We start from the raw sequence: 23,339 nt of genomic DNA on the forward strand, positions 1-23,339 counted from the left end.
CGCACAAAGCAAATAAGCTTCAAGAACTTATGCCAAACAATTGGGCTAAAACAACTGTCTAAAAATTATCTGATAAAAAAAGATGGGTTGGTCGTATGCTTACGTTATAAAAGGCCTTGAAAAATTTTTTCAGCTCATCAGCCTGCAAAGAGGAGGAAGTTAGCCAGATTTTCCTTTTTGCTATACTCATAGGGACGATACAATTTTAACTTCCCTTGTATATATAGGCCATTATTGGGCTCCTTTTCGGTGTATAATTATTAATATGAAAAAAAAAGTTATATTAACTACCAGGCGTGTTCTTTGGATACTGCTCATTATTAATATCATATTATTGCTTTACGCGCTTTTTGATCAAGGCATTTGGTATCTTGTTTCCAGTCTTCTATGGTCACTTGTTATACTTAGGTATCACTCAAAGACCACTGAATAAGACTTTCGGTTTTACATAAAACGAAGGTATTTGGGCTAGCCATTATCTTTATTTCGCCGTTTTTGAGAATAATAGACTCGCATTAAAACACGATCTTCCCTTGAATGGGGTAAATAAAGAAAGGGAAGAAGTCAGTCACCTGCACTATAGGATTTTCTTGGAAGATATGCAGAATATGTTATCAATAACCAGATCTCACAGGTTGCTACACGTATTACCATACGGTACCTGTTGCTGAAACCATTTAAAGGAATTATTTCATTGGCTCAAACGCACCAAACCAGGGTGATGGCTTATATTTCCATTTTATTCCTGATACATTGACAGCTGGAATATGCTCTGGAACAAAGTCATTCCGTAATTCATCACGATATAAAGGCGATCCAATCTGGTTTCCAGGAGGAAGGTATTCATAGACCATGACATCAAACTGTCCGATACGACTTGGTCTATTTTTAACCCCTTCAAATAGATTTTCAGCAGCAACAAAGTTTCTATCATCCAATGCTCTTTTAACCTCAATAGGCTTAAAGGTAAAGCCCATTTCAAAATCCCAACCTTTATCGCAAATGTTTCGATATATGTAAATATCTCGGAAATTTTTCGACAAAATATCAATACTCCCCACTCCACCACTAAATACATTTGGGGAGCCGCAATGATAAAATGTATTGTTATAGATATGAATATCAGATCTAACCAGATTATCCCCCCACATACTAAAAAGCACACCGGCACCTTTCATGTTGTAGATCAGGTTGTGGTGAAACCGTATATTGCGCAGATCAGAGCTCTTCCCTTCTACACTGACACCAAAACCCCACATGCAATTGTAAGCAGTATTGGAATGAATTTCGACATCCTCTAATAAACCGAACCAAGCATCGACATAGTAAGCTTGCCGCGGCAAATCGTGCACTAAATTGTTGTAAATAGCTCCGTGTTTACTAACCTCTTTACAATCGATTCCTTCCTTGAAACAATGATGAACATAATTACCTGTAACTTCAAAATAACTCGCCCCGCAGATTGAGAGGGCCTCATGGGGCGCTTCTCCCCATTTTTCTTGTCCCTTTTCATAATATTGATCACCATTGTCATTAGCTCTAATGATTTCGCAATTTTTTACTAAAACTGAGTCACAGTACCACAAACCGATTCCAGAGTTGTGTGTTTGATCAGACTTACAAGCAACCAATTCAATTTTTTTACATTCAGGACCTCTAACAATAAACCCAGCAGCATCAGAATTTCGCACTTCAATATTTTCAAAACGAAGATAATTGACCTGTTGAATTTGAAATAGCCCTTCGGTAAGTCGACTAAATTGAACAGAATCGGTTCCCTGAACTACTTTTTTCAATCGGCTTCCATCAAAAATTACCGATTCGTTGGGTGCTGCACGGTATAAAATCCATTTATGCGGTAAACCGGAATGTGATGGTCTAAACTGTTTTGTCAAATAGTACGTACCTTCCAAAATGGTCACTGTATCAGCAGGCCTTGCAATTTCTGAGGCTTTAAAAATTGATCCAAAAGGTTTCATTTTAGTGCCGGGATATTTGTCATTTCCAAATGAACTGACAAAATATTCTTCGGACATAACATATTGTGAGACGAACACAAGAACAGCAATCAAACTTATTTTTATGATTTTCATTGTGACTGATTTTTTTGGATAATCTTTGTAAAAAAAACTTTTACGGGATCTTTTCTAATGAGCGATCTGTCATGTGATCAATGTCCCGCCACATGAGGTTTGTACACTATTATTTCTTTCACAGGGATTTTGCTCTTACCATTCATTATCAATGTTAAAATATGTTTTGTATTCGGAATCCCTTGAAACAAGGTTATAGTCTGTCCTTCTGTTATAAAATTATTGGCGCTAATTGAATAGGTTTTCCAAAAAATTTTATCACCTGGTTTAACTTCTGTTTTCAATACTTTATAGGAACGATTCACATGCCAGTCCCCGCCCTCGTCGGCATCTCCTTTTTTAATAATAATTTTTCCAGATGGGGAATTGAAATCCTCAGAAGATTTACCCGAACCATCTTTTCCTGTTACAGAGCCTTGAATTTCAAATTTAAAGTTTTCAAAAGGAGCTTTCGCGTCGGTATATGTTAATGTCCAGTTTTCGTTCACCCAAGGAGCTGTATGTTGGACTTGAATCATGGAAGGCAGGTTCCATGGCCATCCTGAGCCATTGGCATTATAAGGACGACTCGTATAATAAGTTCCCTGGAAATCTGAAGGTTTTTTTCCGTCGACAAGTACTTGTACTGTATTTCCGAGAACAGCGCTATCAAGAATCAAATCAACTCGGTTGCCTATAAATTCAAAAGACAGTTTTTTTCCGGTAATTTTAAATTCATTTCCAGCAATAAATACTGTTTTCAACATGAGAGGGTCGCTAGCATACTTTGATTTATACATAAATAAGGGTTTGACGAGTTCCGCCATAAGATAATTACCGAAATCGTTCAGGTGTACACCGTCGGAAAGAAGTTTTGAAGAGTCAAGATGATTATCTTTAAGATATTCTTTCCAGGGATCGCGTATATTAAGGATGTCGCATTTATACTTTGTCGCCAAAGCAGGAAGAATTTGGTAGGACATGTTATCGCTCCAGTCGTCTTTGCCAGTATAGTGATCTGTTTGAATCGCTATTTCCGCTATGGTGCGACTGCGAATGGTTTTCAACACTGATTCATATGCTTCATTACTACCATAAATATGCAATAACACCAGATCGGGATAGAAGGAGCTGACATCCATTTCAACAGTTTTTGAAAGCAATTGTGATGCAAAACCACCGATCGCTCTGTTTTCCATGATTAAGTTAGCCCACGGATACTTCACTTCAATATACTTTTTAACAGCCAGCCACCAATTTTGAGCACTGATTGATTGCCCATAAACCAGAATTTTAACAGTATTTCGGTGTTCTGGCGTTGATGATTGCAGCAAGTGCATAGTGCGGGAAGTGTACTTTCCGTATAGAGAAGTGTCTGGAAGCACTGGTAAAGGATGAGATTGTGACCAAACCGATGTAAATGGGAAGAGACAAAGGAAAAGTAATGTCTTTTTAAACAATAAAGTCTTCATACTTAGAGTTTGTAATGGATTTAAATGTACTCACAAAATATATCTGAATGAATCAACGCATCTGATTTTAGGGCTCGCACTTTTGGTTGATCTTAAAAGTAAAGAATTCCAATTAATTTTTTTTGGCCTTTCGACCAGTGTAATCAATTTTTTGATAAACAAATCTGTTTTAAATCCTCTAGTAATGAGGAGTAATGACTTTCGCTTGCTTTATACCATCCCTATAATTTTAGTACTTTAGACGGCGCATTAATTTGAGTATACAAAATAAATGCAGTACAGGGGTTTTTGTAACCAGGTACTAACTGGTTCTTCTGAGTGGCATAGCGGCACAATATAAATAATGCACTGCTTGGCGTAGATTGTACTCCTGTAGCAAAAGACTCCCTGAGCCTGTTTCCCAAAATTTCCGATAAAAAAGCAGTAAATTCCGTCAGGTTAATTTTAGGCAGAGGCGGAATCTAAGTAACATGACGTTTTTTGCTTACACAAAAACGAAAGAATCAATGGGATATAGCATATTTCAACAAACTGGCTTCTTGATGCTATTTTTTTTCATCCAGTTACTTAATGTTGGTTCGGTAACATTATATCTCCCAGCAATAAATTTTTGTGAAGATCCGGTAGTAAGTAGAGCTTCAATCTCAGGCCGTACTATGTCAAGCTTACTTTTTCCTGGCCCTTTTGGACGGCCCAATTGCACCCCAGATAAACGGATTGAGTTCAGAGCTTCTTTTGTTCTTTTGCTGATTAAGTCGCGTTCAATTTCAGCAGCCATAGAGAAGACCATAGCCATCACCTTACTTTGAATGGTATTATCCAATTGCCATCCCCCTTTTACCGTATAGATTTTAATCCCCTTTTCAACTGCGATAGAAATAATCTCCATACACTCCAGCATACTTCGCCCAAGTCGGGAAAATTCGCTAAGTAAAATGGCATCTCCCTTTTTAAGCTCGTTAAGAAGCGGTCCGATTTTACGCTGTCTCCAAGAGACTTTACCTGAAATTTTTTCTTCAATAAACTCCACTCTGCCTAAGTTATTGTCATTGGCTAGATGTAAGATATCGGCTTTATTCTTTTCTAGGTTTTGATCTATTGTTGATACTCTTAAATAGGCTACTGTACGGGTCATTTTTGGAAATTAGAAGAAAATATAAAATTACCTATTAATTGATAATAATAATTAATAAAAAAGTCATAACTTTTATCTAATAATAATTACTGTATATATGAACGTTTATTTTATAATAAATTCTTTCTTTTTGCGGTAATCTACATCTATATATAATAAGGTATGGAAAAGCGATCTTCTTTAGAAAAGTATCGGCTAATTTTTCCGATCCTGGAAAGGGAGACGACAATGGTCGAGGTTTCAAAAAGTGAAGGGATTCCGGTACGTACACTCGCCTACTGGGTCAAGCGATTTTCAGAAAAGGGTACGTTAGGTTTGGAACGTACTAAAAGGAAAGATAGTGGCTGCTCACGAGTCCTGTCTCAAGAATTAAAGGAGTTAATACAGGGAATGGCCTTGCAAAAACCACGGCTCACTATTTCGGCCATTCATCGGAAGATTGTCCTGCTAGCAAAAAGGTCATCAATGAAAGCTCCCTCCTATGAAACGGTTTATAGTATAGTCACAAAGATTAATCCCGCACTACTAACTTTAGCTCTTGAAGGCAGTAAAGTTTATCAGCAAAAGTATGAACTCATTTATCGCAGGGAATGCAACACGCCCAATGAGATATGGCAATGTGATCATACGGAATTGGACATATATATTATTGATGCAGCCGGCAGAGAAAAAAAGCCTTGGATCACGACTATTATTGACGACTATAGCAGGGCGATTATGGCTATTTTTATTTCCCTTGATGCACCTAGTGCTTTAAACACCGCCTTTGCACTACGACGGGCAATCTGGAGAAAGCACGAACCGGCATGGGTAGTATGTGGTATACCTCAGATTCTATATACCGATCATGGCAGCGATTTTATGTCTGACCATATAAAACAAGTATGCACCAGCTTGAAAATCCGGATGATCAATTCGGCTGTAGGAAGGCCGCAGGGCCGGGGCAAGATCGAGCGCTTCTTCGGCGCTTTGAATGAATGTCTGCTTATAGACTTGCCGGGTCATAGTGTTAAAGGAAAGCCTTTATCTAAACCTAAGCTTACTTTAGAGCATTTGGAATCTGCCGTTATGGATTTTATTTTAAATAATTACCATGTAACTAGTCATTCAACGACAGGTATCCCGCCAATAGATAGGTGGAACAATGGCTTTTTACCACAGATGCCGGAATCACTAGAAATACTAGACTTATTACTTCTAACCATTCATAAGCCTAGAAAAGTTCAACGGGATGGCATTCGCTTTCAGGGCATGCGTTATATCGCACCAACATTAGCTGGTTTCGTTGGTGAGCAAATTACTATTAGATACGATCCTAGAGATTTGGCTGAGATCAAAGTATATCATGAGGAAAAGTTCCTCTGCAAAGGGATCTGCCAAGATCTAGCAGAAATGGTTGTTAGTCTTAAAGAGATCAAAGCCGCAAGAAGTGCTGTCAAAAACAGTCTAGCCGGACAAATAAAAGATTCCAAACTGCTCCTAAAAAAACTTACCCAGGCAAAGATTATAGATGATAATAAGATAAAGCCAAAAGATTCAACGTATCAAGAAAATATTAATTCATCCAAAACTAGTTTAAAACTGTATAAAAATGAATGAATTGCACGTGCCCGGCAAATCACTAAAAAGTTTTGTGTTAACGCAGGAGTTTAATAGGTTCGAAGAATTCGCAAGTTCCTGCATAGACTTTCGATATATCGGTATTTGTTACGGTGAGCCGGGCGTAGGTAAATCATTGGCTGCAGCTCGCTTTACCCAGTGGCAAGAAGAACTGATTGATGAAAATGCTGTTGATGAATTATCAGCTAAAAGAAAGAAAGTTATTAAAAATTGTAAGGGTGCTTTTCTTACCGCACCAGTAACGAATACCCCTAAGATTATAAAAACCGAAATTACACGTAGGACTTCTGCGTATGGGATCACGCTTGCGAAGGCTAACATGGAGTCTGACCTATACAAAATTGTAACTCAGGCTAACCAATTATGTCCCTTAGTTATTATTGATGAGGCCGACCGACTAAACATTAATGCGCTGGAAGAAGTAAGAAGCCTGTACGATCAGTACCAGTTCGGACTTATCTTCATTGGTATGACAGGAATTGAAAAGCGATTTTCCAGATACCCACAGTTATATTCCAGGATTGGATTTAGCCACGAGTTCAAGCGTCTGAGCGAAGACGAGATGCGATTTATATTTCCTAAAATATGGTCGAATATGGGGTTAAAGTATAATTCTGATTACTTCTCTGATGTAGAGGCGCTGAACACAATTGTTCGCATCACAGCCGGGAACTTTCGGCTTATCGACCGTTTATTTAGTCAGATTACCCGCATAATTAAAATCAATAAGCTTCAGTGCATCAATAAAGACGTAGTTGAAGCTGCTAGAAAATGCTTAATTATTGGCTAAAAGAATACCTATCAAACATGCAAAATATCTCTGAAGAAAAGTGGCAACTTATTTAAGAAGTTCACACTTACAATACCATTTATCTTTAAATTGTTACAGCATTTCTATTGATGACCACAAAACAATTATCAATATTCGATACATTAGCTTTCTTAATTATTCTTGCATGAAAAAATTATTTACTCTAGTACTTTTTACTGGCTTTGCTTGCTCTATAAAAGCGCAAACTATTGTTAATCGCAATGCCGATATAGATAAAATGGTTAAATCTGTTAATTCAGATTCCTTAAAATCATATATAGTCAAAATGGTTTCTTACGGAACCAGAAGTACAATTAGCGATACAAAAAGTAAAACTAAAGGCATTGGTGCTGCAAGAAATTGGGTTGTAAGTAAGTTTGCTCAATTTGCAAAGCAAAGCAATGGAAGATTAACAACCTTTTTAGATACAACAACCATTAAACCTGACGGAAAACGTGTAGACCAAACCATTTTGTTAGGTAATGCTGTAGCTATCTTAAAAGGAACTGATGCTAATGATAAGCGTATTTTTGTGGTAAGCGGGCACTTAGATAGTCGCGTAACCGATGTAATGAATCGCGTAAGTGATGCACCCGGAGCAAACGATGATGGTAGCGGTGTGGCAGGGGTTATTGAAGCGGCAAGAATAATGAGCCAATATAAATTTTCTGCAACCATAATTTTTGTTGCGGTTAGTGGTGAAGAGCAATCTTTACTAGGTTCGGGGTTTATGGCTGCAAAAGCAAAAAAAGAAGGTTGGAATATCGAAGCTATGCTGAATAACGATATGATTGGGAGCAACAATGCAAGCGAAACGCAAATTATAGATAATACTAAACTCCGTGTTTTTAGCGAAGGATTACCCGCTTTTGAATTAGATAAAAACGCAAAAAACATTCGCCAGTTTGGGTTGGAAAATGATGGAAAAAGCAGACAATTGGCTCGTTATGTAAAAGAAATTGGCGAACATTATGTAGACCAACTTGAGGTAAAATTAATTTATAGAAATGATAGATTTCTTCGTGGAGGAGACCATACTCCTTTTGTAGAAAATGGCTTTACAGCTGTAAGAATTACCGAAATGAATGAAAATTTCGAACACCAGCATCAGGATTTAAGAACTGAAAAAGGCATAAAATATGGTGATCTAATTGAGTTTATGGATTTTGAATACTTAAGAAAGAACACTGCTGTGAATATTGCTGTACTGGCTAATTTGGCTAAGGCACCGTCTACACCAACAGAAGTTAAGGTTGATGTTAAAAACCTGAGTAATTCTACATTTCTCTACTGGAAAGCCCCAATAAATGGTAGCACTAAAGGCTATTATATTTTAATGCGTGAAACGAGCAGTCCGGTTTGGCAAAAGAAATTTTTTACTACAGCAACAGAGTTACGTTTGCCTTACAGTAAAGATAATTATCTATTCGCAGTTCAAAGTATTGGCAGTGAAGACAATGAAAGTTTGCCTGTTATACCAGCTGTTGGAAGATAGAAAAACATTTAGGTTTTATGCTTGTTTAAGCAGAAATTAGCCACATGAAATTTAAACCTATAGCATTTATTGTTAATATTTTAATAACACTTAGCATTGGTGCTTTAGCCGCTTGGGGAACATCAGAGTCAGTTCAAACCTGGTACCCAACTTTAAACAAACCGTCGTTTAATCCACCAAACTGGTTGTTTGCTCCAGTTTGGACAAGTCTTTATATTTTAATCGGCATCGCAGCTTATTTGGTATGGGTTAGAAGAGATAAAATTGTACATTTTCCACGAACGTTTGCTATTTATTTTATCCAACTGATACTAAATTTAGCGTGGTCTTTCATATTTTTCTATCTGCATGAAGTAGGTTTTGCCCTTGCCGAAATTATCCTACTCCTAATTGTTATAATCGTAAATGCCACAATGTTCTATAAAATAAACAAATTGGCGGGTTTGATTTTTATTCCCTATATACTTTGGGTAAGTTTTGCATCATTTTTAAATTATAACATCTTCATACTAAACTAATTTTTAAAAGAAAACCTTATTTTTAGAGGGTGGTAACTTTTAAAAGATTTTTGCTGATACTCTTCGTTCTGTGCTGTACCCGGTTACATGCACAAAAGGTTGGTCTTGTTTTTAGTGGTGGTGGCGCTAAAGGATTAGCTCATATCGGCACTTTAAAAGCACTTGAAGAAAATCATATCCCGATTGATTACATCACAGGAACATCAATGGGGGGCATTGTTGGCGCTATGTATGCCGCTGGTTACTCTCCTGCTCAAATAGAAAAAATTGCTATTAGCGATGACTTCCAAAACTGGGTTAACGGAAGGTACACCAGTGATTACACTTATTATTTCGAAAAAAATGCACCAAATGCATCAATGCTTGCTGCAAAAGTTGCTATTGATACTGGGTTTCATTTCAGTTTTCGTTCTAACTTGATAAATGATATTCCTTTAAATTTTGCGTTTCTAGAACTTTTTTCTCAGGCATCAGCAGTTTCAAAAGATAATTTCGACAACTTATTTGTGCCTTATCGCTGTATGGTTGCAGATGTGCTATCGCAAAAAAGTATCACCGTTAGTAAAGGTAGCCTTGCCGAAGCAGTTAGAGCAACTATGACGGTTCCAATAATTTATCGACCGATAAAATTAGATGGCAAATATGTTTTCGATGGTGGTTTATACAATAATTTCCCTGCTGATGTAATGGAAAAAGAATTTAAACCCGATTACATTATTGGCGCAAATGTTTCTTCAAAAACATACAACGAATATCCAAAAAACAACGATGATAGGTTGATGAATCGTTTTTTGGTGTTCATGTTTTTATCAAAATCAGATTCTACCACGGTTGGCAAAAATGGTGTTTACATTCAGCCAGATTTAACTGGCTATAGTGTTACCAATTTTTCGCCAGTTGAAGACCTCATAAAAAAAGGTTACGATGCTACAATTGCCGATATGCATAAAATAAAAGCTTTAATTAGCAGAAGAGTTACCGACGAAGATTTAGAAAAACGCAGGGCAAAATTTAATAAACAAAAACCAGATTTTGTATTTAGCAACATAACTGTAACTGGCGTAAACGACCAACAAAAAAGATACGTAGAAAGGCTTTTTAAAAGCGACAAAACAACTTTCAATTTACAAGATATAAAGCGTGGTTATTACAAATTAGTAGCCGACCAAACATTCGAAACCATATACCCTAAAATTGTTTACGAACCCGCCACAGATAGTTACACTTTTGAAGTTGTAGCACAACCCAAAAAAAGCTTTAAACTAGATTTAGGTGGAAATATATCTACCAGACCAATAAGTAATGTTTTTTTAGGTGCCCAATACAATTACTTAGATCGTAAGGCATACACTTTCGGCACCAGTTTTTATTCAGGCCGTTTTTATGAATCTGTTCAGCTTAGTGGACGGGTAGATTACCCAACTAAACTACCATTGTTTTTAGGGGCAGAATTGACTTACAATCACTGGAATTTCTACAATACAAGCCAAATTTTTATCGAAAATCCGCAACCCATTTTTATAGAACAATCTGATAGAAAAATTGATTTGATGATGGGCGTCCCTTTAAATTATAACACAAAAATCATATTGCACTCCTCATTTATTAATAATAATGACAGATATAGTCCAAATAACACGTTCGCAGTTGGCGATTTGCTAGACCAAACAATTTTCAATGGCTTCAAAACATCCTTAAATTTAGAGAAAAACTCATTAAACAGAAAACAATACGCCACACGTGGACAAAGCTTTTTGTTGAGTTTTAACTTTACTACGGGTCGCGAAAACTACAATCCGGGTAACATTTTCAGAAATGTAGTTCCACCGAACAGCATTCTATCATCAAGCAATTTGAGGCAATGGGTTGGTATAAAATTAACACAGGAAAACTATTTTTTACATTTAAAAAAATATACTTTGGGTTACATTGTTGAGGGTGTAATTTCCAATCAGCCATTGTTTAACAACTATTACTCTACACTATTGGTATCACCGGCATTTTACCCTTTACAGGATAGCCGCTCCTTATTTCTTGATAAATTCAGGGCATCTACCTATGCTGCCGGTGGAATAAAAAATATTTTTTCAGTTAGAAAAAATCTAGATTTCAGGTTAGAAGGCTATTTATTTTTGCCACATAAAGAATACGAATTAAACAATCTTCAGGATGTAGTTTATGCAAAGGCCATTACGAAAATTCGTTACGCAGGTACAGCCGGACTGGTTTATCAAACGCCGGTTGGCCCTGTAAGTTTAAGTTATAATTTATATAACGATGCGATTAAAAGAAATGGTGTATTATTGCATATCGGTTATTTAATTTACAACAAACGCTCAATAGAATGAAACGAGGACTTATCATATTTTTTCTTTGCTTAACCAGTTTTTACGGTTTTGCTCAAAACTCGGCAATTAACAACTTCATTGTTAAAGAAAATCTGCTTAAAAACAACAAATTGGCGATTATTGCTGCCGATTCATTAAATAATCCAAACGAAAACATTAACGGAATTTACACTTTCAGTGTTAGTGGCTTTACCCAAAGTCTTAAATTTAACGATGGAATTGCTGTGCTCCCTTTACCGATAGAGCGCTCTACATTTGTTTATCTAAAGCATCAAAACGATTCTGGCACGCATAGCAAACTTATTTACGTTTATAAAAAAGATAACAATTTAAGCCCGTATGCGATTAATAGTTTGTGGCTTTTCTTAATCCCGATAATATTGATAATTATTGCATTTGCTTTTAGAAAGCTGATTATTTTTGTGGTAATAATTTTTCTTGTTTTTGTATATTTCAATCACAGTAGCGGATTAAATATTTCTACTTTTTTCGAGAGCATATTCGATGGATTAAAAAATCTGCTTTAGAGATAATAATCCACTCTCTATTTACTAAAATATTTAGTATTTTTGATTATGGAAAATCTATTTTTAGTTTGTTTAATACCGCCAGCATCAATTGTGGAAGATATTGATGCGATTAGAAATGATATTTCTGATAAATACAAAGTTTATGTATCACTTAAACGACCAGCTCACATTACGCTTTATAATCCTGTAAAAATTTCATCACTGGAAAAAGAAAAAATCTTTTTTAAAGCTTTAGAAAATGCTGCTTTTTCTGAATCTTTTTCTCAGATAATATTGAATTTTAATTCTTTTGCACCAAATACTGTATACATCGATGTTGATAAAAACTCTCATATTATGCAATTACAGGCACAAATAAAACTGGCACTTAAACCATTAGATTTGCTTCCGGAAAAGAATAATTTTAAATTCAATCCGCACCTTACAATTGCCTTTAAAGATATTAAGCCAGTAACTTATCCATTAATTATGCAAGAATATAAAGGTAAAAATTTTAAGCGTGAATTTTTAGTTGATAGATTTTCTGTTTACAAACACGTTGATAAAAGATGGCAACCTTTTAGAGAATTTTTATTTAACAATCCAAATGATAAGCCTAAACCATTAAGCCTATTTGATTAGGTTAAAAAGGCATTCCTATACCAAAGTTATATTGTAAAAAACGATAGGTATCCGGTGCATTAGTTAAATTATAATTGTTTCTAAAGTCTTTTCCGCCAGATAGAAACTTACTAATAACCCATTGATCAGAACCAGAAAACTGTGGATCTTTAAGTTTAATACCAACATCAAATCTAAATACAAAATACTGTACATCGTACCTTAAACCTACTCCGGCACCAATAGCAAGTTGCTCTACAAGTTTATTTAGCTTAAATACTTTTCTTTCATCTCCGGCAGCTTCGGTTAAATTCCAAATATTTCCTGCATCTACAAAGGCCGCACCTTTTAAAGAAGCACCAAAGAACTTTCTCAACAACATATACCTATATTCGAAATTAGTTTCTAAACGCATATCTCCTAACTGGTCTAAACCGAACAAAGCCTTTCTTAAAGCATTTCCGACAGAATCGGCACCAAGTGTAGCTCTGTTATAATTTCCAGGGCCAAGTGTTCGTGCTTGCCATGCCCGAATTCCATTAGAGCCACCTGCAAAGAATTGTTTTTCGAATGGCAACCCGACTAATTTAGAATTTCCGTATGCATAGCCTATGCCTGCGTTTAAACGAGCAACAAATTGCCTATCGCCACCTAAATGCCTATACACACGTACATCAATTTCGGGTCTTATATATTGTGTAAAAGGTAATCCTAAAACTTTAGATTGTTCACCTTTATCAATATCAACTTTAGAACCTGCTATTTTAGATAAAACCTGCAGCATATTTCCAGCGATGTCCATCGCTCCTCTAAAGTATATGAAATTCCTTAACTGATTTAATTTATCAGCATTAAGCGTATAATTATATTTCATGCCCAATGTAAAGTCTTTTCTATCAAGCAGTGTTGCATAATAAAGGTTGCTTACATAAGCACTATCGGTAATTTTATCCCTTTCTAAATTACCAAATCGATATTCAAAATTTAGTGGTGTAAAAGAGTGAAGTTTAGATTTTGTTTCTACCCAATCATAGGTAATAGAGTTAATGAATACATTTCTAACAGAAACATCTTTCTGTAATGCATAAATATAACTCGATGAAAAAGTGGTGTGAGGCATGCCGTTTCCGCCCAAATCTGGCTTATAAAAGGGAATAATTAAACGAGGTACAGAAATACTTGCACTAATTGAAAAATCTCTTTGATAAATATCTGTAAAAGGGGATGTTCCATTTCCAATTCTGGATTGCAAACCGCCTTTAACTTGTAATTCGAATCGCTCTGCTCCACGAAATAAATTGTTGTTTGTGTATGTATTACTTAAGTTAAAGCCAACAGTACCCCCATTAAAAGGAACCTCCCCCTCTACCCGATTACTCATAACTTTTTGTGGCGTTAATAGTATAATTGGGTTTATTGCATTAGATGTACTATCTCTTTTAAAATATTCGATTTTAACATTTTTAAATATATTTAACTCATAGAGTCTATCAAAAGTTAAACTTTCATTCCTAATGTCGTATAATTCGCCTTTCTTTAAAAAATCATAACGCGTTATTGGGTTTCTTCTGTACCTTTTCGATAAATCTGTGAACGATATTCCTCGAGTTGTATCTCGATTTACATAATTTCTAAGCGAATCTGGAAAACCATCTGGACTTGGTGCAATAACCATATATGTTGTACCAATATTGTACTGCTTATGGTCGCCTATTGGAGGATTTGTAACATTTAACCTTAAATCAACCTTTTTAACATCTTTGGTTTCTATAACATCGAAATTTACGTATGGCCGTAAGAAATAGAAATAACCATTCTCTTTCATAATACGGTTAATCTGCTCCCGTTCGTAAGATAATGAATCTGCATCGTACTGCATTCCCTCTCGCAAGTGCGTAAATCCTGGTTTTTCGGTACGATAAATATTTCTTACTTGTTTTGTCAAAATCGAATCTGACAGCTTTCCAATATGCGATACTGGACCAGGATGGGCAGTAAAATTAACTTCAGCTTTTTTATCTTTTACCTTTATATCAGCTATAACTTTTGCCTGAAAATAACCTTTACCTTTTAAAAATTTTTCTATTTGATTTCTAGAAATTTCTACTAGTGCACTATCTAAAATTGCAGGTGGCGAACCGAAAGGTTTGATATCAGTTGTTTTATAACGACCATCTTTAGTGTTGAATAAGTTATACAAAGGCACATTTATACCAAACGCAGATGATGGTCTAATATCTTTCTGAACGTAATTGTAAGCTTGCTCCTCAAATTTCTTATCAATGCTATCAATAGTAACCTTTTTAACTATCGATTGATAATCTGGGATGTATTTAGTTGATGAACAGGCCTGCATTAAAACAATAATTAATAGTAATATTGCAGGGCTTTTCAGTTTAGAAAATTTAAAGGATTTGTATGCTTTCAAAATCTCAGATTAGTTTTATTAAGTCGTTACATCAAAAAAAATACCGTAAAGAAAATGGATTATTCCTTGTAGAAGGTATAAAATCTATTAAAGAATTTATACAAGCACCATACAAGATTCATTCCATATTTTATATTGGCGAACTGTTTAATTTGTTACCCAAATTACCCGCAAATATAAACTTATTTGAAGTAAACAACGCTGAATTAAGTAAGATTAGTACTTTACAAACTCCACAAGGTTTTTTAGCGGTAGTTCATATTCCCGAAACGAATAAACTTGATTTAAAAATCCTAAAAAATCAATTTACACTTGTTTTAGATGGCGTGCAAGACCCTGGCAACATGGGTACAATTATTCGCACAGCGGATTGGTTTGGTTTTAAAAACATAATATGCTCCGAAGATTCTGTAGAAGCGTACAATCCAAAAACTGTACAGGCTACAATGGGTTCGCTGGCCAGGGTTACAATTTATTATGAAAACCTTTCTGCACTATTAACTGACAATGAAATACCTGTTTTTGGTGCATTGCTAAACGGAAATTCTATTTACAAAACCAATTGGGGTAACGAAGGATTAATCATTTTAGGTAATGAAGGAAAAGGTATCAAAAACGAGGTTATCGAAAAGATTAATCAACCGATTACCATACCTCGTTTTGGCGATGCAGAATCGTTAAATGTTGCTGTAAGTGCAGCAATTTTTTGCTCAGAAATTGCACGAACTAAAAATTAATAATATTAATTATGAATTTATATTTGCGGGCTAACTAATAATTGCTATTTTTGCAACCTTGAATTTAAAGGTCGAGTGGCCGAGTGGCTAGGCAGAGGTCTGCAAAACCTTCTACAGCGGTTCGAATCCGCTCTCGACCTCCATTTGTACAAATAAAATATAATAAAAGGTTATTACCATGGCAGTTACCAGATTAAAAAGAAAAGACAGAAGAAATAAAAACTTTGCACAACAAGATGTAGATTTTTTAAAAAGAGCTACTAACATCGAGTTAGGAAGTCGCTCAGCACAACCTAAAAACGATCAATTAGCAAAAAACAATGCTGTTTTAGCTGCTTTGGCAAAATAGTTTTTAGAAGCTTCTAAAAAAATTTAAAGCATCCTTCTGATCAAAGGATGCTTTTTTTTGCGCCTTTATTTTTTAAGTGATAGATAAAAATACCTGGGAAATAAATATTTTTGAGGATAACATAATTTATCCAATCATGAATCTAAGCGAAACCATTTCTACACTTAAGTCGTTAGCAGATGAAAAAGTTCGTAAGCAACACATTAAAGGTGGCGCGAGAGAGAATCTTTTCGGTGTTAAGATGGGCGACATTAAATCGCTTGCAAAAAAGATTAAAACAAATCATAGATTAGGCCTCGAACTTTGGGCAACTGAAAATATTGACGCCCGGATGCTCGCCATTTTAATCCTTAACCCAAAAGAATTATCGGCCGCTGAAATTGAAAAAATGCTATCATCAGAGCAATTTACGTGGGCAGCCGATTGGTTTTACAATTATATCATTAAGGAATATCCAGACAAAGAAAAATTTAGAGAGAGATGGATGGATTCGAAAGATATTATGCTGGCTCGTGCCGGATGGAGTTTAACAGCGGGAAGAGTTACAAGAGATTCGGAAGGATTAGATATTGTAGCCATATTAAATAGAATTGAATCTGATATGCCAGCTGCTGCCAAAGAAACTCAATGGACAATGAACACTACGCTCGCACAAATCGGGATTAATCACATCAAATACAGAGAAAGAGCGTTAGAAATTGGAGAAAAACTAGGAGTTTTTCGTGATTATCCGGTTTCGAAAGGTTGTACTTCGCCATTTGCGCCTAGTTGGATTAACGCAATGGTGAGCAGGCAAGAAAAATAATACCACCCAAAAAACATCTCCCAATTGTTAAACGTAACTTCCTGATAACGCAACTGATAAATCATTTAAAATAAAAACAATGTTTACAGTAAAACAAATTATTCTTGCACATAGCAAAGTAAAATCAGGTGCAGATTTCCCAGAATACATTCAGGAAGTAAAGCAAATTGGCGTAATTGCTTATCAAACTTGGGTTAAAGATAGCCATACCGAATATTTCGGAAAAGATGGTTTTAAAACTAAGTCTAACCCGAAATACGATGAACTTAAAATTGCTGAAACCAGCGATAAAGAAAAGTTTAGCAGTTATTTAAAAGCCCATCAAAAGGGCGAAACAAATTATTTAACTTTTTGCAAAGATTGTGCTGAAACAGGAATAGAAAAATGGTTTGTTTCTTTAGAGGCCATGATTTGTACCTATTTTGATAAGGCCCGTAATGAAATTTTAGCAGAAAGAATTCCGGGTAAGTAAAAAGAGGTTGTAAGGCATTCCTCATTGCGAGGTACGAAGCAATCTTTCTAAATATATTACTTCGTGCCTCACAATGAGGAAAAAATAAAGTTAATCTATTTAACCAACTCTTTACAAATCGATTTAATCAACCCTGGTCCTTCGTAAATAAAACCAGTGTACAATTGAACCAGGCAAGCACCTGCATCTAATTTATCTTGTGCATCTTTTGCTGAATGAATTCCACCTACCCCAATAATTGGAAAAGCTTTATTTGATTTATCAGAAAGATATTTAATTACTTCAGTAGAACGTTCTTTAACTGGCTTACCACTTAAACCGCCCATCTCACCTGCCAAAACTTTTTCAGTAGCTAAATTTTCTCTGCTTATGGTTGTATTGGTTGCAATAATTCCCGCTATTTTTGTTTCAGAAACAATTTCTATAATATCATCCAATTGTGCATCAGTTAAATCTGGTGCAATTTTCAACAAAATAGGACGGGAAATATCATTTTTACGATTACGTTGTTGAAGTGTATTTAAGATATTTTTAAGTGGTTCTTTTTCCTGTAACTCCCGTAAACCTGGTGTATTCGGAGAGCTCACATTAACTACGAAATAATCTACCACATCAAAAAGTCTGTCGAAACATTTAATGTAATCACTAACCGCATCTTCGTTAGGCGTAGCTTTATTTTTGCCAATGTTACCACCAACTACAATATCAGGGTGTTTATCTTTTAGCAAGCGTAAACGCTCTGCCATTACATCAACCCCTTTGTTATTAAAGCCCATTCGGTTAATCAAAGCCTCATCGTTTGGCAAACGAAACATACGCGGCTTATCATTTCCTGGCTGTGGCATTGGTGTTACCGTTCCAACTTCAATAAAGCCAAAGCCCAAATTACTCAAAGCCTCAACATACTCTCCATTTTTATCAAAACCAGCAGCCAACCCAACCGGATTTCTAAATTTAATTCCGAAAACTTCTTTTTCTAAACCTTTGATGTGGAAATCGAAACTGCTGCGAATAATGGTTTTACCCAAAGGAAACTTATCATTAAACCATTTTAACCGTTTAACTACAAAATAATGTACATTTTCTGGGTCAAATTTAAAGAATATTGGTTTAATAAGGCGATACATGCAACGAAGATAAATAAAAAATGGAAAATGTATACGGGAAAATGTAAGATGGATGATGTACTATGGAGAATTAGTAATAGATAATGAGTAATCGATAAAATTACCAGTCATATACCATTCCCTATTTTCAATTCTCTATTTTTTCCATCTTACATCGTCCATTTTACATCAACTAGTAGGCTGCTGTAAATTGCTCTTGATGATGTGCATTGTTTTCCAACTCATCGGCAATAACAATTGATAAATCTTCTACTGATAAAACAGAACGACCCTCTTGGTTAAAAACCGGAGAAGTTTTACCTAAACGATATTTGCCTGTACGACCGATGGTAATACCTGGATGCATTTCAATTGCCGGACTAAAGAACAACCAGTCTAATTCTCTTTCTTCTTTTAAAGTATTGAAATAATCTCTAACTGCCGATGCACCCGGATAAATTTCGGCAGGGAAGCTTTCGCCATCTACTAATTGCTTTCCGTCAATTTGCAAAGTACCAGCACCACCGATGAAGATATAACGCTTTACGCCAGATGATTTTACAGCTTTCTGAATTGCCTCTGCTCCTGCTATTGTATCATTGTAAAGGTTTGGGTTAGTCCACCCTGCATTGAATGCACTAACAACTGCGTCTGCTCCATTTAAAGCCCCTGCTAATTTTTCTGTGTCCAATACATCAACAGCAACTTTTGTTACTTTTTCATCTGTGTTTTCAATTTTATCAGTATCGCGGGCAATTGCAATTACTTCATTTCCGCGATTTACCAATTCGTTCAAAAGGGCTTTACCTACAAATCCTGAGGCGCCTATTAATGCTACTTTCATGTTTTTTTTTATTTTAAAGGGTGACTATTTAATTTTTTGTTATGTGCTGATTACACTTATAATTTGATTACAATGATTTCATGTCGTAGAGATGTTAACTGCTTACTGTGAATTGAATACTTTAATTGTAATAAATTTTATTACAGTTTTGTTTAAAAAAAAGCTACCTAAATTTCGAGGCAAAATCTGCCAATGTCTGTTTCGATAAATTATCAATTAAAGCGCTTTCAGCATCAATATACAATTCATTTAAATGTTTATTAATTTGCTTACCAATCGGACATTTCGGGTTTGGTTCATTTTTATTCTGTCCCAAAATATTATTCGTTTTTACCGCTTTATAAACTTCACCTAAATTAATATTGGCTGCACTTTTAGCTAAAAAAGAACCACCACCTTTCCCCTCTTTACTATCAACAAAACCATGCTTACGTAAGTTTATAATTTCCTTCCGCACTAAAACAGGATTAATGTTAATACTTCCAGCCAAATATTCAGAACTCACAACTTCTCCTTTCGCGTCATCGAGCAAAGTGAGTATATGTAAGGATATTGGAAATCTGCTATTCATTCTGTAATTATTTTTATTACAGTACAAATGTAATTACATTTTTGTTAAAAGCAAATTATTTTTTCATTAGTTAATTTAACTAAATTAGTTAAGATAGAGAGAAAGTTTATTTAAAAGCAAAAGTTAAATATTGCTACATGCCCTGCAAATGACGAAAACACTAACTTAATAGACCATTAATCTGCGCATGTTGCAAAAGCATTATCGTTTTGCCATCCTTAATTTCTCCGGTTGCAATCATATTTACGGCATCTTTAAATGGAATTTCTAAAACTTCAATATTTTCTTGTTCCTCGTGGTGCCCACCTCCATCGCTCACTTTCATATCTTTGGAGTATTCTGCAACGAAAAAATATACAATTTCGGTAACAGAGCCCGGCGACATATAAGCCTCAAAAACTTTTTTTACATCTTTTATCTTATAACCCGTTTCTTCCTCAGTTTCGCGTTTTATAGCCGTTTCTGGATTGTCTTTATCTAACAAACCAGCACAGGTTTCGATAAGCATTCCGGTTTCGTTGCCGTTAATATATGTTGGCAAACGAAATTGTCGCGTTAAAACAACAGTTTGATTAGCACTATTATAAAGAAGAATTGTAGCACCATTCCCTCTATCATAAGCTTCTCGATTTTGAATTTCGCGAGTTCCATCTTTTTTTAAATACTCGAATGTGATTTTGTTTAAAGTGTACCAGTTATCGGAAAGAATTTCCTTGCTGATTATTTTTATGTTTTCGTTACTCATGTTTTAAATTTATAAATTTAAATGTAGTTAATTTTTATCCGTTGACTAAAGTCAACGGCAATGAATTGGATGGTGGCTAAAGCAAATCGAACGTAAATTCATGGCCGTCTTGCTTTAACAAATAGTTTTAAATCACAGTAATTTCGACCACAGAGGAAAAATCTTTGAACCTAGAATAAAAAGCAATTAATTTTTTATCCGTTCACTCAAAGTCAACGGTCAGTAAATGGATGGTGGCTAAAGCAAATCGAACGTAAATTCATGGCCGTCTTGCTTTAACAAATAGTTTTAAATCACAGTATTTCGACCACAGAGGAAAAATCTTTGAACCTAGAATAAAAAGCAATTAATTTTTTATCCGTTGACTCAAAGTCAACGGTCAGGAAATGGATGGTGGCTAAAGCAAATCGAACGTAAATTCATGGCCGTCTTGCTTTAGCAGACGGATTTATAGATTATGCAAACATCAAAGCAGATTAGTTTCTATCCAAACTTGAATAAAAGCTAATGTTTTACTTTCCAAATCATTTAGAAAACACAATTTTTTCTATTTGAACTCTAAACAAAAAAAAGCCTTTAAAATTCGTACTTTTGCAGCCGAAATGATTTCAATAAATAATTTAACATTCCTTATTGGCTCAAGAGCCTTATACGATGACGCAAACTGGCACATTAAACCAGGTGATAGAGCAGGATTAATTGGCGCCAACGGAACAGGAAAATCGACACTTTTAAAAATAATTGTAGGCGAGTACGCACCAACTTCCGGTACGGTTTCGATGTCTAAAGACTTGAAAATTGGTTATTTAAACCAGGATTTACTTTCTTACGAATCTCACCATAGCATTTTGCATGTGGCTATGGAGGCTTTTGAGCGCCAAAACCAATTGCACGATGAAATTGAAGTATTGCTTAAAAAAATAGAAACTGATTACAGTGAAGAGGTTTTGTATAAACTGAGTGATAAACAGCAGGAATTTGAGGCTTTGGATGGTTACAACATCGAATACAGAGCAAATGAGATTTTGGCTGGTTTGGGTTTTAGTACGGCAGACCAATTACGCCCTTTAAATACTTTCTCTGGAGGTTGGCGTATGCGGGTAATGTTGGCCAAAATACTTTTGCAAACACCTGATATTTTGTTGCTGGATGAGCCAACCAACCACATGGATTTACCATCAATTAAATGGCTGGAAACCTATTTGGCAAGCTTTGAAGGCGCAATTGTAATTGTATCTCACGATAGATATTTCTTAGATAAAATTGTAAACCGTACGGTAGAATCCCGTAAAGGAAAGCTGAATGTTTACGCGGGAAATTACAGCTTTTATGTAGAGGAAAAAGCATTACGTGGCGAAATTCAGAAAGGTGAATTTAAAAACCAACAAGCTAAAATTAAACAGGAAGAGCGTTTAATTGAGCGTTTTAAAGCGAAAGCATCGAAAGCAAAAATGGCGCAATCGCGTATGAAAGCTTTGGATAAAATGGAGCGTGTTGATGATGTTGATGACGATAATCCGACGGTAAATTTCAGCTTCAAATTCACTAAACCATCTGGCCGACACGTAGTTCGTATTGAACACGCGACCAAACACTATCCAAACGTTCATATTTTAGAAGATGCAGAGGCGGTGATTGAAAAAGGCGATAAAATTGCTTTAATTGGTGCAAATGGTAAGGGTAAATCTACTTTGTTGAGAATGATTGCCGGTGCCGAAAAATTTGAAGGTTTTTGCGAAACTGGTCATAATGTTACCACTACTTTCTTTGCGCAACACCAGTTAGAATCTTTACATCTGGATAATGCAATTTTAGAAGAGCTACAGGCTTTTGCACCTAAACATACCGATACGGAGCTGCGTAGCATATTAGGTTGTTTCCTATTTACGGGTGATGATGTTTTCAAGAAAATTAAAGTACTTTCAGGAGGGGAAAAATCTCGTGTGGCTTTGGCGAAATCATTAACTACAGATTCGAACTTTTTAATTTTGGATGAGCCAACCAACCACTTGGATATTCAATCGGTAAACATCCTAATTCAGGCTTTACAGCAATTTGAGGGTACTTTTATTGCGGTTTCTCACGATAGATACTTCTTAGATAATGTAGCAAATAAAATCTGGTTCATAGAGGGCGAAAAAATTAAGCAGTATCCTGGAACTTATGCAGAATATGAGGAATGGAATAGCAAACGCGAAATTCCGGTTTCGAAACCTATTCCAGTTAAAATGCCCGAAAAACCAAAGGCAGAGCCAAAACCTGTTACACCAAATACAGCAAATCAGTTAAAAAAACTGAATGATGAATTGAAGAAAGTTGAAACTTCGATTTCTGAACTGGAGGCGTCGGTTAAAGCCATTGAGGCTGAATTAGCCGACGAAAATGTGTACAGCAAAGCTGAAAAATTGGCTGAAACTAATAAACGTTATTTAGCTACAAAACAAGATTTAGATAACAGTCAAACTAAATGGGAAACCCTGGCCGCCGAGATTATGGAGTTGGAAGGATAATCCACAAGTCATTGCAAAGCCGATTTTTCATCGGCTGTATCCTATATTATTATTTAGCCGCAGATTTTTTCGAGGGCACTGAAAAAGTCCACCCATAAAATTGTTTAAAAAAGGGAGTTAGAAACTATGTTTTCTGCTCCCTTTTTTGTATTTTAATGGTGTATTAAAACA

At 35.5% G+C, this 23,339-nt stretch carries 20 protein-coding genes and 1 tRNA gene; 13 read left to right on the forward strand and 8 right to left on the reverse strand.

The features are described from left to right. Nucleotides 1–686: 686 nt before the first annotated feature. The 3 genes from ACFOUY_RS10425 to ACFOUY_RS10435 all read right to left on the reverse strand — a co-directional run bounded on the left by ACFOUY_RS10425 (nucleotide 687) and on the right by ACFOUY_RS10435 (nucleotide 4,679). Nucleotides 687–2,093: a right-handed parallel beta-helix repeat-containing protein gene (locus ACFOUY_RS10425; RefSeq protein ID WP_378960495.1), complete on the reverse strand. Its 1,407-nt coding sequence runs from the start codon at nucleotides 2,091–2,093 to the stop codon at nucleotides 687–689. Nucleotides 2,094–2,170: 77 nt separating this feature from the next. After that, nucleotides 2,171–3,544 (reverse strand): SGNH/GDSL hydrolase family protein, encoded by a 1,374-nt coding sequence (locus ACFOUY_RS10430; RefSeq protein WP_378960497.1) that lies wholly within the window; start codon nucleotides 3,542–3,544, stop codon nucleotides 2,171–2,173. 523 nt (nucleotides 3,545–4,067) lie between these two features. Next, nucleotides 4,068–4,679 (reverse strand): recombinase family protein, encoded by a 612-nt coding sequence (locus ACFOUY_RS10435; protein ID WP_378960498.1) that lies wholly within the window; start codon nucleotides 4,677–4,679, stop codon nucleotides 4,068–4,070. Nucleotides 4,680–4,841: 162 nt separating this feature from the next. Between ACFOUY_RS10435 and ACFOUY_RS10440 the strand changes: the two genes are divergently transcribed. From ACFOUY_RS10440 to ACFOUY_RS10470, 7 genes are all read left to right on the forward strand, one after another. Continuing rightward, nucleotides 4,842–6,278, forward strand: coding sequence for a Mu transposase C-terminal domain-containing protein (locus ACFOUY_RS10440; protein WP_378960500.1), 1,437 nt, complete (start codon nucleotides 4,842–4,844; stop codon nucleotides 6,276–6,278). 7 nt (nucleotides 6,279–6,285) lie between these two features. Then, entirely contained in the window at nucleotides 6,286–7,089 is an 804-nt protein-coding gene (locus ACFOUY_RS10445) for an AAA family ATPase (RefSeq protein WP_378960502.1), read from the forward strand. Nucleotides 7,090–7,255: 166 nt separating this feature from the next. Further along, complete coding sequence (locus ACFOUY_RS10450; RefSeq protein ID WP_378960503.1) at nucleotides 7,256–8,605, forward strand: M28 family metallopeptidase; 1,350 nt, start codon at nucleotides 7,256–7,258, stop codon at nucleotides 8,603–8,605. Between the two features lie 44 nt (nucleotides 8,606–8,649). Beyond that, nucleotides 8,650–9,123, forward strand: coding sequence for a TspO/MBR family protein (locus ACFOUY_RS10455; RefSeq protein WP_378960505.1), 474 nt, complete (start codon nucleotides 8,650–8,652; stop codon nucleotides 9,121–9,123). Between the two features lie 50 nt (nucleotides 9,124–9,173). After that, entirely contained in the window at nucleotides 9,174–11,471 is a 2,298-nt protein-coding gene (locus ACFOUY_RS10460; RefSeq protein ID WP_378960506.1) for a patatin-like phospholipase family protein, read from the forward strand. Continuing rightward, the gene (locus ACFOUY_RS10465; protein ID WP_378960507.1) at nucleotides 11,468–11,998 is read left to right on the forward strand and encodes a hypothetical protein; all 531 of its coding nucleotides are present in this window, start codon (nucleotides 11,468–11,470) and stop codon (nucleotides 11,996–11,998) included. The genes ACFOUY_RS10460 and ACFOUY_RS10465 overlap by 4 nt, the downstream gene beginning before the upstream one ends. A 48-nt stretch (nucleotides 11,999–12,046) precedes the next feature. Beyond that, on the forward strand, nucleotides 12,047–12,622 hold the full coding sequence (locus ACFOUY_RS10470) for a 2'-5' RNA ligase family protein (RefSeq protein WP_378960508.1): 576 nt from the start codon (nucleotides 12,047–12,049) through the stop codon (nucleotides 12,620–12,622). 1 nt (nucleotide 12,623) lies between these two features. Here ACFOUY_RS10470 and tamL read toward each other — a convergent pair whose 3' ends face one another. Continuing rightward, entirely contained in the window at nucleotides 12,624–15,029 is a 2,406-nt protein-coding gene (tamL, locus tag ACFOUY_RS10475; RefSeq protein WP_378960509.1) for a translocation and assembly module lipoprotein TamL, read from the reverse strand. On the opposite strand from tamL, the gene ACFOUY_RS10480 reads away from it, so the two are divergent. From ACFOUY_RS10480 to ACFOUY_RS10500, 5 genes are all read left to right on the forward strand, one after another. Continuing rightward, nucleotides 15,020–15,766, forward strand: coding sequence for a TrmH family RNA methyltransferase (locus ACFOUY_RS10480; RefSeq protein ID WP_378960510.1), 747 nt, complete (start codon nucleotides 15,020–15,022; stop codon nucleotides 15,764–15,766). The two genes, tamL and ACFOUY_RS10480, sit on opposite strands and share 10 nt — an antisense overlap. Before the next feature lie 69 nt (nucleotides 15,767–15,835). After that, a tRNA-Cys gene (locus ACFOUY_RS10485) sits at nucleotides 15,836–15,909 on the forward strand. A 35-nt stretch (nucleotides 15,910–15,944) separates the two neighbouring features. Beyond that, nucleotides 15,945–16,115, forward strand: a complete 171-nt coding sequence (locus tag ACFOUY_RS10490) for a spore protein (protein WP_109927167.1) — start codon at nucleotides 15,945–15,947, stop codon at nucleotides 16,113–16,115. A gap of 136 nt (nucleotides 16,116–16,251) precedes the next feature. Continuing rightward, nucleotides 16,252–16,920, forward strand: a complete 669-nt coding sequence (locus tag ACFOUY_RS10495) for a DNA alkylation repair protein (RefSeq protein WP_378960511.1) — start codon at nucleotides 16,252–16,254, stop codon at nucleotides 16,918–16,920. 79 nt (nucleotides 16,921–16,999) lie between these two features. Further along, nucleotides 17,000–17,392: a DUF1398 domain-containing protein gene (locus ACFOUY_RS10500; protein ID WP_378960513.1), complete on the forward strand. Its 393-nt coding sequence runs from the start codon at nucleotides 17,000–17,002 to the stop codon at nucleotides 17,390–17,392. Between the two features lie 95 nt (nucleotides 17,393–17,487). Here ACFOUY_RS10500 and ACFOUY_RS10505 read toward each other — a convergent pair whose 3' ends face one another. The 4 genes from ACFOUY_RS10505 to nudK form a co-directional block, all read right to left on the reverse strand. Then, nucleotides 17,488–18,519 (reverse strand): quinone-dependent dihydroorotate dehydrogenase, encoded by a 1,032-nt coding sequence (locus tag ACFOUY_RS10505; RefSeq protein ID WP_378960514.1) that lies wholly within the window; start codon nucleotides 18,517–18,519, stop codon nucleotides 17,488–17,490. A 172-nt stretch (nucleotides 18,520–18,691) separates the two neighbouring features. Then, a complete protein-coding gene (locus ACFOUY_RS10510; RefSeq protein ID WP_378960515.1) occupies nucleotides 18,692–19,342 on the reverse strand; it encodes an NAD(P)-dependent oxidoreductase in 651 nt (216 codons plus the stop codon). Between the two features lie 163 nt (nucleotides 19,343–19,505). Next, nucleotides 19,506–19,913 carry an Rrf2 family transcriptional regulator gene (locus ACFOUY_RS10515; RefSeq protein ID WP_378960516.1) on the reverse strand — a complete coding sequence of 136 codons (408 nt, stop codon included), beginning with the start codon at nucleotides 19,911–19,913 and terminating at the stop codon, nucleotides 19,506–19,508. Between the two features lie 160 nt (nucleotides 19,914–20,073). Next, nucleotides 20,074–20,658 (reverse strand): GDP-mannose pyrophosphatase NudK, encoded by a 585-nt coding sequence (gene nudK, locus ACFOUY_RS10520; protein ID WP_378960518.1) that lies wholly within the window; start codon nucleotides 20,656–20,658, stop codon nucleotides 20,074–20,076. Between the two features lie 602 nt (nucleotides 20,659–21,260). On the opposite strand from nudK, the gene ACFOUY_RS10525 reads away from it, so the two are divergent. After that, the gene (locus ACFOUY_RS10525) at nucleotides 21,261–23,168 is read left to right on the forward strand and encodes an ABC-F family ATP-binding cassette domain-containing protein (protein WP_378960519.1); all 1,908 of its coding nucleotides are present in this window, start codon (nucleotides 21,261–21,263) and stop codon (nucleotides 23,166–23,168) included. The last annotated feature ends 171 nt before the right edge of the window (nucleotides 23,169–23,339 follow it).

The organism is Pedobacter jamesrossensis, assembly GCF_042650905.1.
GTDB classification, from domain to species: Bacteria; Bacteroidota; Bacteroidia; order Sphingobacteriales; family Sphingobacteriaceae; genus Pedobacter; species Pedobacter jamesrossensis.

Bases quoted from the DNA above. Each gene is read 5' to 3' on its own strand.
- ACFOUY_RS10435 (WP_378960498.1), bottom strand. From the start codon at position 4,679: ATGACCCGTACAGTAGCCTATTTAAGAGTATCAACAATAGATCAAAAC.
- ACFOUY_RS10450 (WP_378960503.1), top strand. From the start codon at position 7,256: ATGAAAAAATTATTTACTCTAGTACTTTTTACTGGCTTTGCTTGCTCT.
- ACFOUY_RS10425 (WP_378960495.1), bottom strand. From the start codon at position 2,093: ATGAAAATCATAAAAATAAGTTTGATTGCTGTTCTTGTGTTCGTCTCA.
- ACFOUY_RS10505 (WP_378960514.1), bottom strand. From the start codon at position 18,519: ATGTATCGCCTTATTAAACCAATATTCTTTAAATTTGACCCAGAAAAT.
- ACFOUY_RS10480 (WP_378960510.1), top strand. From the start codon at position 15,020: ATGCTTTCAAAATCTCAGATTAGTTTTATTAAGTCGTTACATCAAAAA.
- ACFOUY_RS10455 (WP_378960505.1), top strand. From the start codon at position 8,650: ATGAAATTTAAACCTATAGCATTTATTGTTAATATTTTAATAACACTT.
- ACFOUY_RS10440 (WP_378960500.1), top strand. From the start codon at position 4,842: ATGGAAAAGCGATCTTCTTTAGAAAAGTATCGGCTAATTTTTCCGATC.
- nudK (WP_378960518.1), bottom strand. From the start codon at position 20,658: ATGAGTAACGAAAACATAAAAATAATCAGCAAGGAAATTCTTTCCGAT.
- ACFOUY_RS10470 (WP_378960508.1), top strand. From the start codon at position 12,047: ATGGAAAATCTATTTTTAGTTTGTTTAATACCGCCAGCATCAATTGTG.
- ACFOUY_RS10515 (WP_378960516.1), bottom strand. From the start codon at position 19,913: ATGAATAGCAGATTTCCAATATCCTTACATATACTCACTTTGCTCGAT.
- ACFOUY_RS10430 (WP_378960497.1), bottom strand. From the start codon at position 3,544: ATGAAGACTTTATTGTTTAAAAAGACATTACTTTTCCTTTGTCTCTTC.
- ACFOUY_RS10500 (WP_378960513.1), top strand. From the start codon at position 17,000: ATGTTTACAGTAAAACAAATTATTCTTGCACATAGCAAAGTAAAATCA.
- ACFOUY_RS10490 (WP_109927167.1), top strand. From the start codon at position 15,945: ATGGCAGTTACCAGATTAAAAAGAAAAGACAGAAGAAATAAAAACTTT.
- ACFOUY_RS10525 (WP_378960519.1), top strand. From the start codon at position 21,261: ATGATTTCAATAAATAATTTAACATTCCTTATTGGCTCAAGAGCCTTA.
- ACFOUY_RS10510 (WP_378960515.1), bottom strand. From the start codon at position 19,342: ATGAAAGTAGCATTAATAGGCGCCTCAGGATTTGTAGGTAAAGCCCTT.
- ACFOUY_RS10495 (WP_378960511.1), top strand. From the start codon at position 16,252: ATGAATCTAAGCGAAACCATTTCTACACTTAAGTCGTTAGCAGATGAA.
- ACFOUY_RS10465 (WP_378960507.1), top strand. From the start codon at position 11,468: ATGAAACGAGGACTTATCATATTTTTTCTTTGCTTAACCAGTTTTTAC.